We start from the raw sequence: 15,866 nt of genomic DNA on the forward strand, positions 1-15,866 counted from the left end.
CTGGTATGACCACTGCAACCCTGACTGCCAGCGCTGCGGCCAACGAAGCCCGTCGCGGCAACATCATCGCCCGCCGCGTGCTGATCGCCAGTGCCTGGCTGGCCTTCGCGCTGTTTCTGCTGCTGCCGTTGTACATCGTGCTGTATGAAGCCCTGCAGAAAGGCGTTGGCACCTTCTTCAGTGCCATCATCGAGCCGGACACCATCTCGGCGCTGAAGCTTACGCTGCTCGCCGTTGGCATCTCGGTGCCACTCAACCTGGTATTCGGCGTGTCCGCTGCCTGGTGTGTGAGCAAGTACGAATTCACCGGCAAGAGCCTGCTGGTAACCCTGATTGACCTGCCGTTCTCGGTCTCGCCGGTAATCGCCGGCCTGATCTATGTGCTGCTGTTCGGCGCCCAGGGCTACTTCGGCCCCTGGCTGCAGGAACACGATATCCAGATCATCTTTGCCGTACCCGGCATCGTGCTGGCCACCATCTTTGTCACCGTGCCCTTTGTTGCTCGTGAGCTGATTCCGCTGATGCAGGAACAAGGCACCCAGGAAGAAGAAGCCGCGCGCCTGCTCGGTGCCAACGGCTGGCAGATGTTCTGGCACGTCACGCTGCCGAACATCAAGTGGGGCCTGATCTACGGCGTGGTGCTGTGTACGGCGCGGGCCATGGGCGAGTTTGGCGCGGTGTCAGTGGTGTCCGGGCACATCCGCGGCCTGACCAACACCCTGCCGCTGCAAGTCGAGATTCTCTACAACGAATACAACCACGTCGCTGCCTTCAGCGTCGCCAGCCTGCTGCTGATCCTGGCGCTGTTCATCCTGCTGCTCAAGCAGTGGAGCGAAGAACGTTTGTCCCGCCTGAAGTCAGCCGGGGATGAGGAATAGGAGCCTACCCTTTGGATAAATCGCGTCTGCGCCGGAGACCATTTTTGCGCAGGGCAATGAAGGCGGAGTGAGGTTTGGTTACTCCAAATAAACGACAACTGACGCAGCCATGCGGAAAAATGGACCCGGCCCTTCGGGTTGCGCCCCAAAGCACGCCATGCGGCGTTGCGGGGTTTGATAAGGGAATGACCATTACCTGCACCCCGCGCCTTGCCTGGCGTGCTTTGGGGCAGCAACGCAAACGCGATTTATCCAAAGGGTAGGCTCTTCATGTCGATCGAAGTCCGCAACATCAGCAAGAACTTCCACGCCTTCCGCGCACTGGACAACATCAATCTGGATATCCGCAGTGGCGAACTGGTGGCCCTGCTCGGCCCGTCCGGCTGCGGCAAGACCACCCTGCTGCGCATCATCGCCGGGCTGGAAACGCCGGACGCCGGCAACATCGTGTTCCACGGCGAAGATGTCTCCGGGCATGACGTGCGCAACCGTAACGTCGGCTTTGTGTTCCAGCACTACGCACTGTTCCGCCACATGACGGTATTCGACAACGTCGCCTTCGGCCTGCGCATGAAACCGAAGAAGGAACGCCCGAGCGAAAAGGTGATTGCCGAACGTGTGCACGAACTGCTCAACATGGTGCAGCTCGACTGGCTGTCCGACCGCTATCCGGAGCAACTCTCCGGCGGCCAGCGCCAGCGTATCGCCTTGGCGCGCGCCCTCGCCGTGCAGCCAAAGGTGCTGCTGCTCGATGAACCGTTCGGTGCACTGGATGCCAAGGTGCGCAAGGAACTGCGCCGCTGGCTGGCCCGCCTGCACGAGGAAATCCATCTGACCTCGGTGTTCGTCACCCACGACCAGGAAGAAGCCATGGAAGTGGCCGACCGCATCGTGGTGATGAACAAGGGCGTGATCGAACAGATCGGCGCCCGCGGCGAGGTCTACGAGAAGCCGGCGAGCGATTTCGTCTACCACTTCTTGGGCGACTCCAACCGGCTGCACCTGGGCGACGACCAGCACATCCTGTTCCGTCCGCACGAGGTGTCACTGTCGCGCAGCGAGCTGGACGATCACCGTCTGGCCGAAGTACGCGACATCCGCCCGCTGGGCGCCATCACCCGGGTGACCCTCAAGGTCAAGGATCAGGACGAGCTGATCGAGGCCGAAGTGGTCAAGGACCACGACAGTCTGACCGGCCTGATCCGCGGCGAGAGCCTGTTCTTCAAGCCAAGGCCGAGTGTGCCCGGCGCGCTGCGCTGAGCGCTGGCACGCCAAACTGCTTTGCCGCGCTGCGGCTGGCATTCTGCGTGCTCCTCGGTTACACCTGCGGGAACTGGCTTACCCGGGGAAGCCCATGATTTTTCGCCTGGCCGCCGATGCAGTCCTGCTGCTGCACCTGCTCTTCATCCTGTTCGCCCTGTTCGGCGCGGCGCTGGCGGCCTGCTGGCGCTGGATGCCGCTGCTTCATCTGCCGGCGGCGGCCTGGGGCTGCTTCGTCGAGCTGAGCGGGCGGGTCTGCCCGCTCACGCCCTGGGAGAATGCGCTGCGCAGCAGGGCGGGCCAGTCCGGTTATACCGAGAGTTTCATCGAGCACTACCTGCTGGGTGTCATCTACCCGGCCGGCCTCACCCGGGATATCCAGCTGCTGCTGGCCGGTGTGGTGCTGGCGGTCAACCTGCTGCTGTATGGCTGGTTGCTGTGGCGTGGGCGCAGCCGCATGCGGCGCTAGACGCCCGCAGCCGCATGGCTGGCGCCACTCGACCCATCCTGCAAGCTGCTTGCCGGCCCGCCAGTTGTTAGCCATAGCTGGCCTGGCGCCCCCCCCCTACTCCGCTGGAGTGGGTGGCGTTGAAAGCTCAGCGGTATAGGATCCAGCCTTCCAGCATTGCGCGAACTGCTGAACACACCGCAGCATCCCCCTCTCTCTCCATGGAGAACTCGTGGCCATTCCAGTCCCCCTTGCCAACGATCCGACCGATTGCGGTGCCTACCCCGTAAGCCGCCGCTATGCATTCATAGTGCTGGCCATGACCTTTGCATTGATGATGTCCGATTACCTGTCGCGCCAGGTCATCAATGCGATTTTCCCGTTCCTCAAGGCGGACTGGGGGCTCAGTGACACTCAACTCGGCTCCCTGGTGAGTGTCGTGGCCCTCACGGTCGGCCTGATGAGCGTTCCCATCGCGCTGATGGCCGATCGCATCGGGCGGGTTAAAAGCGCCACCCTGATGGCGTTGGTCTGGGGCAGCGCCACCATCGCCTGCGGACTCTCCGAAGGCTTCATCATGCTGCTGGTCTCGCGGGCCCTGGTTGGTCTGGGCGAGGCAGGCTATGCCAGCGCCGGCAGTGCGATCCTGGTCTCGGTATTTCCCGCACGCCTGCACGCCACCGTCATCGGCACCTTCCTTGCCGCCGGAATGATCGGCTCGGTACTGGGGGTCATGCTCGGCGGGGTGCTTGCCCAGCATCTGGGCTGGCAAATGGCCTTTATCCTGGTCGGCGGTTTCGGCCTGGCGCTGGCGATTGCCTTCCCCATGGTGGTCAAGGAGCCTGCCAAGACTGCCAGCCACGAGGAGGATCAGCCGATCGCCCTGGGCCGGCTGTTCAAGGGCCTGTTCGGCACACCGACGTTCGTCTTCACCTTTCTTGCCGGTGGCTTCGGCATGTTCGTGCAGGGCTCCATGCTGGCCTGGATCCCCAGTTACCTGAACCGCTATTACGGCCTCGAACCTTCGACCGCCGGCATGGCCAGCGGCGCCCTGGTCCTTTGCGCCGGCGTGGGCATGATTATCGGAGGCCGGCTGGTCGACTTGTTCAGTGTGCGCAACAAGGTCAACCGCTTGCGCATCTCGATGGCCTACGGCCTGTTTTCGGCAGTTACCTTCCTGCTGGCCTTCAGCTGCCCGCCGGGCTGGCTGCAAATCGTGCTGATCGGACTCGGGCTGACCCTGTGCACCAGCTTCGTCGGCCCGGCATCGGCGGTGATCATCGATATCACCCCGCGGTCGATCCACGCGACCAGTTTTGCCGTACTCGCCCTGTCCTATTCCCTGATCGGCCTGGCGCCGGGTCCGTTCCTGACCGGCTGGCTGGGGGATCTGACCGAGCTTTCCACGGCCCTGCAGGTAGTGCCTGTTGCCGGGCTGATCTCGGCGCTGTTTTTCTTCCTGGCATCCAGAACCTACCACAAGGACACCGAGCGGACGCCCTACAGCCGCTACCAGCCGGCGGCCGAAGGCGTGTAGCCGATAGCCTGACTGAGCGCTCAGTCGATGATGCCGAGCAGCCGGGCGCGATCGATCAGGTGCTTGCGGCTGCCGGCATCCAGCTTTCCGAACAGTTTCTTCAGGTGCCACTTCACCGTTTGCACGCTCAGATCCAGCGCCACCGCGATTTCCTTGTTCGACATGTTGCGTGCCACCAGCCCGATGACTTCCCGCTCCTTGATGGTCAGCAGGATGCTCGGCGCAACCTTGGTTGAAGCGCTGGCCTTGGGCGCAGGCTGAGCCTCGCTACTCCAATCCCCATGCACGGCTGCCGGGGAGGCCGCGAGCAGGCGCTGAGCCCGGGGATCGTTACGCACCTGCAGGGCCCACGCGCTGAATTCAGGGTGTGTGTCGATCAGCAAGCGGCGCAGGCCAAGCGCATCGACGATATACAGCCCCTCGATAAACAGGCTTTCGCTGTCTTCGCCACAGTGCTTCGCCGCCAGCGCTTCCAGCAAGAGGATCTGCAGCCAGTCCCGGTTGCGCCGCAGCTGCTTGGTCAGCGGCTTGATGCTGGCCAGCACCTCGCGCACCTTCGGCCAGTCGCCCGAGGCTACATGGCTGTAGGCATGGGCCATGCCGACCTGGAGTTCGACCAGCGGCCGGAGCATGCCCCAGCCAGTGCTGTCGCCCTGTTTGATGAGCCGGTCAAGCCGTTCGAGATTGATGGCACAGGAGGTTTCCCGGCCCTGCAGGGCAGCGATACGAATCTGCTCCACCAGACTGAGAAGGCACAAGCGCGGCAGGCTACGGTTCTCGCCCAGCACAAAGAGCCTTTCCAGCAGGTCATAGAGCAGCCGATTGTCACCACCCAGGAGCGCCATTCGCGCCGCCGTCAGGTAGTTCAGGGCGATGCACTCGGGTGGCGTGGCGCGATCGACCAGCTCGCCGCGGCCGGCCAGCAGCGCAGCAATTTCAGCGGTCTCGCTGCGCTCCCACAGCGCTGCGGCGAGCGAGGCACCGATCATGGCGGCCAACGGACTGTGCCGCCCGGCAATCGACTCGGCTTCGGCCAGGGCGCTGCGCAGCAACTGTTCGGCGACCGCCACCTGCCCCTGCCACAAATAGCTGGTGGCAACCAGCCAGTCACGCCAGGTGCGCGCATAGGCTCCACCGGCCTCATCATCGCCGAGCGACTGGCTCAGGATGTAGCGCGCCTGTTCCGGTTGTCCCCGGTACAGCGCAAGAATTGCCTGCAGGTTGAGGAACACCAGCTGCTGCACCGCCGTCTTCGGCACGAAGTGTTCCGGCCAGCTTGAGATCAGCGCCTGGGCACGGTCAAAGTCGTCGGCAAATATCGCGGCAGCCGCCAGCAGCAACGCACTTTCGAAACGATCGCCGGCATCCGCCGCAGGGTCCTCCAGGATCGGCCCGATCAGGGCCTGCACCTCGGCATTGCGCGCTCCGTGCGCCAGCGTCCAGCCGAAGGCGATGCACAGCCGGGGCCTGCTGGCCAGCTCGGCGGCGGGAATGTGTTTTATCCATTCGGCCACCCGCGAGATCTGGCCGGTCACCAACACATCGTACAGGCAGCGCTCGGCCAACTCGTAGGACAGCTCATCCTGCCCGCACAGCCGGGCATGCCGCGCGGCTTCTTCATAGTGTTTGTGCGCGGCCAGCCAGCGGACTGCATTGCCCCGGTAGCCGGACTGCTCCACGGCGGGCAACGCCTCGAAATACTCGCGCAGAAAAGCCTTGGCCATGGGCTGGAGGCGCAGCCACGGGCTGTCGCTGCTCTGCATGAGCACGGGGATCTCATCGCAGAGGTGCGCCAGCATTCGGGCACTGTCCTGCCGGCCGGTGATGGCCTGGCACAGCTCGGGATGCAGCGCATCGACGAAGGAAATACAGACCAGAAAGCTGAACTCGTCTGCCGGCAAACCCTCGCTCAGGGATTCAACGAAGTACTGGCGGATATCGCCGGAACGTGATGCGCGACACTCGGCAATCGCCGCGCGCAGATTCGGGCGTTTCTCCAGGCTGGCCAGGATCAGCTGCAGGCCCAGCGGCCAGCCTTCGGTCAGCTGATAAATTTGTGCGCACAGATCGGCATCGATCTGCGTCTCGAAACGCGCCGTCAGGATGGCACTGGTCTCCTGCGGGTCCAGGCACAGGCTGGCGGCATCCACTGCGGCGAAACAGCCATGCGCTATCAGTTCCGTGACCGGAAACGCCAGGGGCTTGCGCGAGGCCAGGAGGACTCTCAGATTGGGCGGGGCATGCTGCAGCAGATAGGCCAACGAATTGGTGGCGGTTGCCGCCGGCAGGCTATGCACATCATCAAGGATCAGCACCACCTGGCCGGCAAAAGCCAGCACTTCCGCCAGCCAGCGGGACAGCCGCGCCTGTGGCTGGCTCTCCACCGCGGACAGATCGCCCGGCTCAGCCTTTTGCCGGCCGGTGGCCGACTGCAGGGCGACCTCCAGCCCCTCGGCCAACCGCGCATCGTCGTCCCACTGATCGACGTTCAACCAGGCCACCACTGCTCCGTGCGCCAGCGCTTCGCGGCGCCACTGACCAAGCAGTGCGGTTTTGCCAAAGCCGGTCGGGGCAATGACGGCGATAATGGATTTTTCGCAGAGACTCGGACTGGCCAGGCCAAGACGTTCACGAGGCAATAATGACTTGGGCAACCTTGGCGGCGTTGCCTTCAGCACCACCTGCGAATATGTACTTTCAGATCCCATCAGCGGCATGGCCCTTCGACTTTTTCGACATTCTATAGTTGCACCCGGCGACACAATACCCTGCCCATCCAGTGTTTGTTCGCCGGCCCGCAGCTAATTCCAGGCAAATACCTCGGTTTGAGCGGGTGCCGCGCATTGCCCCCGGCTGCAACCCGACGCGCAAGCAGGCAAGGGCCGTAGCCCGGCGCTGGTCAGCGCGCGTGCAGACCACTCCCCTATGGTTCGACACTACTCCTCCGGAGTGGCGACCGTCTGCCCATCCTTCCATATCCTCGAGACGTTGATCAGGGAAGCCAATCACGGCAAGCCCGAACCTGTTGAGAGAACCCGCATGGATAACTTTGCACTTGCAGCAATCCGGGCTTGGAACCAGAGACAGCGCCCGCAATTTCGCCTGATCGACGTCAAGCCGATCAACCCAACCCTCGGCGCCGAAATCTTCGGTGTCGATTTGTCTCAGGATATTTCTCCGGAACTGTTCGCCGAGATCAATGCCGCCCTGGTCGAATACCAGGTCATCGTGTTCCGCGACCAGCACTTGTCGCCGGAGCGCCACAAGGCTTTCGGCCGCCTGTTCGGCAAGCTGCACTCGCACCCGGGCCACAGCTACTACATGAAAGCCAAGGCTGACGGCGACCAGGAAGCCATCACGCGCTACAAACAGATCGGTTTGACCGACGATACGGAAATCCTCGCGATCGCTGCCGACGAGACCTCGAAGAACGTCGCCGGTGAAGGCTGGCATACCGACGCCACCTTCGAAGCAGAGCCGCCCATGGGCTCCCTGCTGTATATCACCGAACTGCCCGGCGAAGGCGGTGGCGCCACCCTGTTCATGAACAGCCACCTGGCCTACGAGACCCTCTCCGACAGCATGAAGGGTTATCTGGAAGGCCTGACTGCCGTGCACAGCGCCGCCGGACTGTACAACAAGTTCCTGCGCATCACCCCACCGGCCGGGGTCACCCATGAGTGCGAACATCCTATCGTGGTCCGTCACCCGGTCAGTGGTCGCAAGATGCTCTACGTCAACTTCGGCCTCACGTCGCATATCCCGCAACTGGCGCCCCATGAAAGCGACGCCCTGCTGCAGATGCTCTTCCGCCATTGCCAGACCATGGTCGAACTGCACTGCCGTGTGCAGTGGACACCCAACACCCTGACCTTCTGGGATAACCGTGCCACCCAGCACCACGCAGTCTGGGACTACTTCCCGAACAAGCGGGTTGGGCAGCGCGTATCGGTGCTCGGCGGATGGCGCCCAAGCGCCTGATGCAGGCTCCCCAGCCAAACGCTGCCAGGTTGCCCTGGCAGCAAAGCCTCCAGTTACCGCACACCAATCAACCCAGGAGATCCACCATGAAACTCCCTAGCCCCGCCGTCAGCACCCAGTGGCTGGCAGATAACCTCGACAACCCGAAGCTGCGCATTTTCGATTGCTCCCTCTACCTGACCCCCAACCCGGATGGTCCGGGCTACATCACCGAAAGTGGCGTGACCAAGTGGTCGCAGGCACACATTCCGGGCGCCGGCTTTCTCGACATGATGGGCGAGATGCTTGATACCTCGACACCGGCCGGCTTTGCCATGCTCCCGGCGGAGAAGTTCGCCCAGATCTGCGGCGAGAAAGGGATCGGCGACGACACCGCCGTGGTCTTCTACAGCGGCCAGAACATCATGTGGTCGGCACGCATGTGGTGGATGCTGCGCAGCATCGGCTTTGACAACGCCGCGGTCCTCGATGGCGGCCTGGAGAAGTGGGAACGCGAGCAGCGCCCGATGACGGCAGAGACCCGTCCCTACCCCAAGGCTACCCTGACCGCCAAGGCCAAGCCCGCCATGTGGGCCGACAAGGCCGATGTGCTGATGGCCATGCGCAGCCCCGCGGTGTGCACCATCAATGCCCTGCAGCCGGACATCTATGACGGCCAGATCAACCGTTACGGCCGTCACGGGCATATCCCCGGCAGCTTCAACGTCTACTACAGCAGCCTGATGAATCCGGAAGACGGCACCTTCCTGCCCCTGGAGCAGCTCAAGACGCGTTTCGAAGAGTCCGCACCCTTCGGCCGCCCGACCATTGTCTACTGCGGCGGCGGCGTTTCGGCGGCGATCGACGCACTGGCGCTGACCATGCTCAAGCACAACGATGTCGCCATCTACGACGGCTCGATGTTCGAGTGGGCATCCGATCCTGTGCTGCCGCTGGTACTGGGTACCGAGCCGGGCTAAGCCGGCCCGGGTAACGCTTCGCAACGCCGGCTGGGGAAGCTCCCGCCGGCGTTGCGGGCGACTTGAATCAAACTGCGCGCCAACCACAGGAACCCGCCATGTCAGAGCTCATCCTGCACCACTACCCCGAGTCGCTGTACTCGGAAAAAGTCCGCCTGATCCTGGGCATGAAGAACCTCAGCTGGAAATCCGTGCTGATTCCGATGGTCATGCCCAAGCCGGACCTGATGCCGCTGACCGGCGGCTATCGGCGCACGCCGATCCTGCAGATCGGCAATGACGTCTATTGCGATACCGCGCTGATTGCCGAGACCCTCGAGCGCCTGGCGCCGCAGCCCAGCCTCTACCCGCAAGGCCTGAAGGGCGTTGCCGAAAGCCTGGCGCAATGGGGCGACAACTACCTGTTCTGGGCCGCCATGGGTTACTTCTACCAGAGCGAAGGCATCAGCCAGGCCCTGTCCGCCCTGTCGCCAGAAATGGCCCAGAATTATGTCAACGACCGCGCCGCCCTGCTGGCCTCGCGGCCGCAGATCAGCCTCGCGGAGAACCACGCCGCCCTGCTGGTCTACCTGCAACGCCTGCAGCAGATGCTCGAAGGCGGCCAGCCTTTCCTGCTGGGTGCAAGCGCCTCGCTGGCCGATGTCTGCTGCTACCACCCGCTGTGGATCCTGCAAATGGTTCCGGCCACCGCTTGCCTGCTGCAGGGCTATCCGCTGGTACTGGCCTGGCTCGAGCGCGTCAAGGCTATCGGCCATGGTCAGCGCAGCGAACTGTCGGCCCTGGAAGCTCTGGCGATTGCCAAGCAGCACCCGGCAAGCAGCATCCACAGCCAGGCCAGCGACATCCCCGGGATTGCCCTCGGCGATCAGGTGCAGATCATGCCCAGCGACTATGGCCTGGACCCGGTACAGGGCGAGCTGGTGCTGGTGGAAAGCAACCACATGGCCGTCCGCCGTCACGACGAGCGCGCCGGCACCGTGGTCGTGCACTTCCCGCGCATCGGCTACCACATCAAGCACGTCGAGCAGGCGTCCTGATACCCGCTTGTGCAGGCGGCAACGCCATAGCACCCGGATGCCGCGCGCGGCATCCGGGTTTACCTGCTGAATTTCGCCCGCCTGTGCGGCACAGATGCAACGAGGTTGATTGTCATGATTGAGCTATTCAGCGCGGCCACGCCCAACGGCCACAAAGTTTCGATTGCCCTGGAAGAGCTGGGCCTGCCCTACAGCCTCCGTGAACTCAAGCTGCTCGAAGGGGAGCAGAAGCAGGACTGGTTCCTGGCGATCAACCCCAATGGCCGCATCCCCGCCATCATCGACCACGACGAAGACGATTTCGTGGTGTTCGAGTCCGGCGCCATCCTCATGTACCTGGCGGAAAAGACCGGCCAGCTGCTGCCCGGCGACATCAAGGGACGTTCCCGGGTGGTGCAGTGGCTGATGTTCCAGATGGGCGGACTGGGCCCGATGATGGGTCAGGCCAATGCCTTCTATCGCTACATGCCGGAAAAGATCCAGCCGGCCATCGAGCGCTTCCAGAACGAGACACGACGCTTGCTGATGGTGCTTGACGGGCAACTCAGGGATCATGAGTACCTGGCCGGTGATTATTCGATCGCCGACATTGCCAACTGGACCTGGGCCCGCCTGCATCAGGTGCCGGGGGTCGAGGCCGCTGACCTGATTCACCTGCAGCGCTGGATCGCCGCCATCGGTGCGCGGCCGGCCGTCCAGCGTGGTTTGCTGCAACCCGCCTCCTCGAATTGAGGCAGGAAAAGCGCCAGTACCTGCGTGTCACAGCACAACCTGGGAGCAGTCCGCTGCTGCCGGCCAATGATTGAATGGAGTTCTGCATGTTTGATTTTGATCTGTTCGTGATTGGCGCCGGCTCCGGTGGCGTGCGCGCCGCGCGCTTTGCCGCCGGCTTCGGTGCCCGCGTGGGCGTGGCGGAAAGCCGCTATCTGGGCGGCACCTGCGTCAACGTCGGCTGCGTGCCGAAGAAGCTGATGGTCTATGCCAGCCACGTGTCCGAGGAACTGGAGCAGGCTGGCAGCTTTGGCTGGGGCGTGCCACAGGGACGCTTCGACTGGCCGACCCTGATTGCCAACAAGGACCGCGAGATTGCCCGGCTGAACGATGTCTACCGCTCGCTGCTGCGCAACAGCGGGGTCAACCTGATCGAAGGCCACGCGCGGATTGTCGGGCCGCAGGAGGTCGAGGTCTCCGGCCAGCGCTTCAGCGCCAGGCACATCCTGATTGGCGTGGGCGGCTGGCCACAGGTGCCGGAAATCCCGGGCAAGGAACTGGCCATCACCTCCAATGAGGTGTTCCACCTGGCGCAACTGCCCAAGCGCGTGCTGGTGGTGGGTGGCGGCTACATCGCGGTGGAATTCGCCTCGATCTTCCACGGCATGGGCGCCAGGACCTCGCTGCTGTACCGCGGCGAGCTGTTCCTGCGCGGCTTCGACCAGGCCGTGCGCGAACACCTGCGCGATGAGCTGCTGAAAAAAGACCTCGACCTGCAATTCAACAGCAATATCGCCGCCCTCGAACGCCAGGCCGATGGCAGCCTGCTGGCCCGCCTGGAGGATGGCCGCATGCTGGAAACCGACTGCGTGCTGTTTGCCACCGGCCGCCGGCCGATGCTGGACAACCTCGGCCTGGAAAACGTCCGCGTGGCGTTGGACGAGCGCGGCTTCATCGCCGTCGACGAGCAGTACCAGACCAGCGAACCGAGCATCCTCGCGCTCGGCGACGTCATCGGCCGGGTCCAGCTGACCCCCGTCGCCCTGGCCGAAGGCATGGCCATCGCACGCCGGCTGTTCCGTCCCGAGGAATACCGGCCGGTCGATTACCAGATGATCCCGACCGCCGTCTTCAGCCTGCCGAACATCGGCACGGTGGGCATGAGCGAGGAGCAGGCGCGCGCCGCCGGGCATTCGCTGCGGATCTTCGAAAGCCGTTTCCGGCCGATGAAGCTGTCCCTGGGCGACAGCCAGGAACGCACGCTGATGAAGCTGGTGGTGGATGCCGAGACCGACCGCGTGCTGGGTTGCCATATGGTCGGCCCGGAGGCCGGGGAAATCCTCCAGGGGCTGGCGGTGGCGATAAAGGCCGGCGCGACCAAGGCAGTCTTCGACGAAACCATCGGCATCCACCCCAGCTCGGCCGAAGAGTTCGTCACCATGCGCACCCCGCGCAGTCCGAACTAGCCAGCCGGCTGCCGAGCGGCAGCAACGCAGGCCTTGTTGCAGCCACGGGCCTGCGCCCTCATGGCCAGCCTTGCGCGGCACGGCAGCCGGGCACTGCCAGCGGCCGCAACGAAACCGCTTGAATCCGCAGCACGTCGCCGGCGATGCTGGCGCCCTGACAACAGGACCCCTCCCGTTGCCCCGCGCACCCTGTGTGTGTCGGGGCAACTCCCTTTCGGAACGGCGCTGCAGCGGGTTGCAGCGCCAGACAAGCCCGCCGGTGACACGCATGGCCCCATCGCTCACGTTCAATCGCGCCCTGGTCGAGAAGTACGACCGCCCGGGACCGCGCTATACCTCCTACCCCACCGCGCCGCAGTTCCACCAGGCCTTTGCGCTGGACGACTACCGCAGCGCCGCCCAGGCCAGCAACCAGGCGAGCGCACCCAAGCCGCTGTCGCTGTACATCCACATCCCGTTCTGCCAGAGCCTGTGCTACTACTGCGCCTGCAACAAGATCATCACCCAGAAGACCCACCGCGCGGCCGAGTACCTGGAGTACCTCAAGCGCGAGATCGCCCTGCAGGCGGCGCTGTTCGACCGCACGCGCACCTTGCAGCAACTGCATCTGGGCGGCGGCACGCCGACCTACCTGAGCCGCGAACAACTGGCCGAGCTGATGGACTGCCTGCACCAGGCGTTCAATCTGGATGACAGCGACGCCCACGAGTTCTCCATCGAGGTCGACCCGCGCAGCATCAGCACCGGGCAGATCGAGCACCTGCGCCAGCTCGGCTTCAATCGCCTGAGTTTCGGCGTGCAGGACTTCGACCCGCAGGTGCAGGCGGCGGTCAACCGTGTACAGAGCGAGGAGCAGATCTACGCCCTGGTCGCCGCCGCGCGCCAGGCGCAGTTCAAGTCGGTCAGTGTCGACCTGATCTACGGCCTGCCCCTGCAGACCGTGGCCAGTTTCGACGTGACCCTGAGCAAGATCATCGCCCTGCGCCCGGACCGCATCGCCGCCTACAGCTATGCGCACCTGCCCGAACTGGTGCGCGCGCAGCGCCTGATCCTCCGCGAGGACATGCCGCCGCCGGAACGCAAGCTGGAGCTGCTGGAGCTGACCATCAGTCGCCTGACCGCCGCCGGCTACGTGTACATCGGCATGGACCACTTCGCCCTGCCCGACGACGAACTGGCCCTGGCCCGCGCCAACGGCACCCTGCAGCGCAACTTCCAGGGCTACTCGACCTTCGCCGAGTGCGACCTGATCGGCCTTGGCGTGTCGGCCATCGGCAAGGTCGGCGACACCTACAGCCAGAGCGTCAAGGAGCTGTCGCAGTACTACGCGCGGCTCGACCAGGGCCTGCTGCCGGTGCACCGCGGCTACCGCCTGAACGCCGACGATGTGCTGCGCCGCGAGGTGATCAGCGCGCTGATGTGCCACGGGCGCATCGACTTTGCCGGCATCGAGGCGCACCACGGAATCCGCTTCACGGAGTACTTCGCCGAGGCGCTGGCCCGGCTGCGAGAGCATGTCGCCGACCAGCTGGTGGAGATTCGCGACGATGCGCTGCTGCTGTTGCCGCAGGGTCAACTGATGCTGCGCAGCGTGGCCATGGCCTTTGATGCCTATCTCGGCGAGGCGCAGAAAGGCAATTTCTCGCGCACCGTCTGAGGAGGCCGGCATGAGCAGTTATGCGCTGTTGCACCTGTTGCACCTGCTGGCGGCGATCGGCTTCATCGGCACGCTGTTCTACGAGGTGATCATCCTCGCCAGGGTCAAGCCGCAGCTCGACCCTGGCCAGCTGGCCGTGCTCGAGCCGGCCCTCGCGGCGCGCACCCGCCGGGTGCTGCACGCGGTGGTGCTGCTGCTGTACGGTGCCGGCCTTGGCCTGGCCTGGCAGCATCGGCAGGCCTTGAGCGCGCCGCTGGCCAGCAGCTTTGCCAGCTTGCTGACGCTGAAGATCGTCCTCGCGCTGAGCGTGGTCGCCAGTTACGCCGCGGTGGCCATGCTGCTGCGCCGCGGGCGCATGACGCCGCGACTGTACCGCCGGCTGCACTGGGCCGTGCTCGCGCAGATGCTGGCCATCGTGGTGCTGGCAAAGGCGATGTTCTACCTGCACTGGTAGCCCGCCGCCGCGCCCGCCAGCAGGTGAGCCATCAGCAATGATCGCAATCAACTTTCGTCGGCCGTGACAGGCGCTGATTCAGGCCCTCGAATATCCTCGGCCTGGCAGGCTGGAGTGGCTATGGTGCAGGCCCATTGATCGCCAGCCTGCCCGGTGCGCAAAGTGTTCGGCAAATACCTGCACCAGTACCCCAATATCGGCGACTGAATCGCCGAATCGCGCAAGGAAATCGCCCAGATCAAGGCACTGGTGCCGGCCATGCACTGCCGGGTGGTCGACCGCGCCATCCGGTCTACGGCGCCATGGGCCTGACCCCGGACACGCCGCTGGCCGACATAGGGACCACCGGCCGCGCCCTGCGCTTTGCCGACGGCCCGGCTCAGATGCACCTGGCCTTGCGCTGGGCAACATCGGCACATTTGACGCCATCCGCGATCTGAAGGCCCGCAGCGCACCGGCAACCCGAGCCGCCAGCGCATTCCACCCGGCAGCGCCGGCCTTCAGCCCGCCAGCGGGTGGCCGATCAGGCAGGCGACCAGCTCGGCGGCAAACCCGGAGAGCAGTTCCCGCTTGCGCACGCAGACCTTCAGGTCCCGCTGTGCCCAGGGTTCTTCCAGCTCGACAACTGCCAGGGGCGGCCGGGGCGGTCCTTCCGCCACGGCGCTGCGGGGTACCAGACCGAGGCCGACGCCGGCGCTGACCATCCGGCAGACCGCCTCGAAACTGCGGACCTGGATGCGCACCTGCAGATGCCGGCCGAGCGCGGCAGCTGTATTCATCGTGAAGGTATGAATGGCCGATCCGGAATGCAGCATGACGAAGGGGTAATCCAGTACCTCGGCAAACTGGATGCTCGACCGCTGCGCGATCGGGTGATCGGCAGGCGCAATCAGTACCAGTTGATCCGCGCGGTAGGGAAGCAGCTCGACTTCGGCACCCTCCACTGCCTCCGCCACGACACCGACTTCCACCTCGCCGCGCGCCACGGCCATGACCACCTCTGGACTGGTGTGTTCCTCCAGGGAAATGCTCACTTGCGGATTGCGCTTGAGGAAGGCCGCGAGGCTGTCCGGCAGAAACGCATGGGTGGCGTGGGTGTTGGCCCACAGGCTGACATGTCCGCGCACCCCCTTGGCGTAGGGCGCGAGGTCGGCATGCAGCTGTTCGAGCTGGGCAAATACCTGGCGTGCATGGCGCAGCAGCGCATCGCCGGCCCGGGTCAGGCTGACGCCGCGCGGGGCGCGCAGCAGCAACGGGGTGCCGAGCGACTCCTCCAGCAGGCGCAGGCGATGACTGGCCGAAGACGGTGCCAGATGTACGCGGGCGGCTCCGCGGGTCAGGTTGCGCGCTTCGGCAATCGCCACGAAAAGCCGCAGATCGATCAGGTCATAGTGCATAGCGTTGGTTAAATCCGAACGTAGTGTTGCGAAAAGGCCAATTTTGCGCCGATCTTACACCCCTCATCATTCGTCTCAAGA

General features: G+C 64.4%; 13 protein-coding genes and 1 pseudogene. 12 read left to right on the forward strand and 2 right to left on the reverse strand.

What is annotated here, in order from left to right; translation table 11 throughout:
• Window positions 1-5 precede the first annotated feature (5 nt).
• The 4 genes from cysW (at window position 6) to ISX93_RS03075 (ending at window position 4,123) form a co-directional block, all read left to right on the forward strand.
• On the forward strand, window positions 6-878 hold the full coding sequence (gene cysW / locus ISX93_RS03060) for a sulfate ABC transporter permease subunit CysW (protein WP_195777242.1): 873 nt from the start codon (window positions 6-8) through the stop codon (window positions 876-878).
• Between the two features lie 270 nt (window positions 879-1,148).
• Window positions 1,149-2,138: a sulfate/molybdate ABC transporter ATP-binding protein gene (locus tag ISX93_RS03065; RefSeq protein ID WP_195777243.1), complete on the forward strand. Its 990-nt coding sequence runs from the start codon at window positions 1,149-1,151 to the stop codon at window positions 2,136-2,138.
• Between the two features lie 94 nt (window positions 2,139-2,232).
• Window positions 2,233-2,607: a DUF2784 domain-containing protein gene (locus tag ISX93_RS03070; protein WP_195777244.1), complete on the forward strand. Its 375-nt coding sequence runs from the start codon at window positions 2,233-2,235 to the stop codon at window positions 2,605-2,607.
• A 298-nt stretch (window positions 2,608-2,905) separates the two neighbouring features.
• A complete protein-coding gene (locus ISX93_RS03075; RefSeq protein WP_195777245.1) occupies window positions 2,906-4,123 on the forward strand; it encodes an MFS transporter in 1,218 nt (405 codons plus the stop codon).
• A 20-nt stretch (window positions 4,124-4,143) separates the two neighbouring features.
• On the opposite strand, the gene ISX93_RS03080 is transcribed toward ISX93_RS03075, so the two are convergent.
• On the reverse strand, window positions 4,144-6,762 hold the full coding sequence (locus tag ISX93_RS03080; RefSeq protein ID WP_195777246.1) for a LuxR C-terminal-related transcriptional regulator: 2,619 nt from the start codon (window positions 6,760-6,762) through the stop codon (window positions 4,144-4,146).
• Between the two features lie 400 nt (window positions 6,763-7,162).
• On the opposite strand from ISX93_RS03080, the gene ISX93_RS03085 reads away from it, so the two are divergent.
• The 8 genes and pseudogenes from ISX93_RS03085 to ISX93_RS17275 form a co-directional block, all read left to right on the forward strand.
• Window positions 7,163-8,104, forward strand: a complete 942-nt coding sequence (locus ISX93_RS03085; RefSeq protein WP_195777247.1) for a TauD/TfdA dioxygenase family protein — start codon at window positions 7,163-7,165, stop codon at window positions 8,102-8,104.
• Window positions 8,105-8,190: 86 nt separating this feature from the next.
• Window positions 8,191-9,063, forward strand: coding sequence for a sulfurtransferase (locus tag ISX93_RS03090; RefSeq protein WP_195777248.1), 873 nt, complete (start codon window positions 8,191-8,193; stop codon window positions 9,061-9,063).
• 98 nt (window positions 9,064-9,161) lie between these two features.
• Window positions 9,162-10,100, forward strand: coding sequence for a glutathione S-transferase family protein (locus ISX93_RS03095; protein ID WP_195777249.1), 939 nt, complete (start codon window positions 9,162-9,164; stop codon window positions 10,098-10,100).
• Window positions 10,101-10,214: 114 nt separating this feature from the next.
• The gene (locus ISX93_RS03100; protein ID WP_195777250.1) at window positions 10,215-10,832 is read left to right on the forward strand and encodes a glutathione S-transferase N-terminal domain-containing protein; all 618 of its coding nucleotides are present in this window, start codon (window positions 10,215-10,217) and stop codon (window positions 10,830-10,832) included.
• An 86-nt stretch (window positions 10,833-10,918) separates the two neighbouring features.
• Window positions 10,919-12,277 carry a glutathione-disulfide reductase gene (gene gorA, locus ISX93_RS03105; RefSeq protein ID WP_195777251.1) on the forward strand — a complete coding sequence of 453 codons (1,359 nt, stop codon included), beginning with the start codon at window positions 10,919-10,921 and terminating at the stop codon, window positions 12,275-12,277.
• 268 nt (window positions 12,278-12,545) lie between these two features.
• Window positions 12,546-13,934 (forward strand): oxygen-independent coproporphyrinogen III oxidase, encoded by a 1,389-nt coding sequence (gene hemN, locus ISX93_RS03110; RefSeq protein ID WP_195777252.1) that lies wholly within the window; start codon window positions 12,546-12,548, stop codon window positions 13,932-13,934.
• Between the two features lie 10 nt (window positions 13,935-13,944).
• A complete protein-coding gene (locus tag ISX93_RS03115) occupies window positions 13,945-14,388 on the forward strand; it encodes a hypothetical protein (RefSeq protein WP_195777253.1) in 444 nt (147 codons plus the stop codon).
• Between the two features lie 147 nt (window positions 14,389-14,535).
• Window positions 14,536-14,828 (forward strand): annotated as a pseudogene (locus ISX93_RS17275) (acyl-CoA dehydrogenase family protein); the annotation flags it as partial.
• 60 nt (window positions 14,829-14,888) lie between these two features.
• On the opposite strand, the gene ISX93_RS03125 reads toward ISX93_RS17275, so the two are convergent.
• Window positions 14,889-15,785, reverse strand: a complete 897-nt coding sequence (locus tag ISX93_RS03125) for a LysR family transcriptional regulator (protein ID WP_195777254.1) — start codon at window positions 15,783-15,785, stop codon at window positions 14,889-14,891.
• Between the last annotated feature and the right edge of the window lie 81 nt (window positions 15,786-15,866).

The organism is Pseudomonas sp. N040 (assembly GCF_015637705.1).
In the GTDB taxonomy this organism is placed as follows: domain Bacteria; phylum Pseudomonadota; class Gammaproteobacteria; order Pseudomonadales; family Pseudomonadaceae; genus Aquipseudomonas.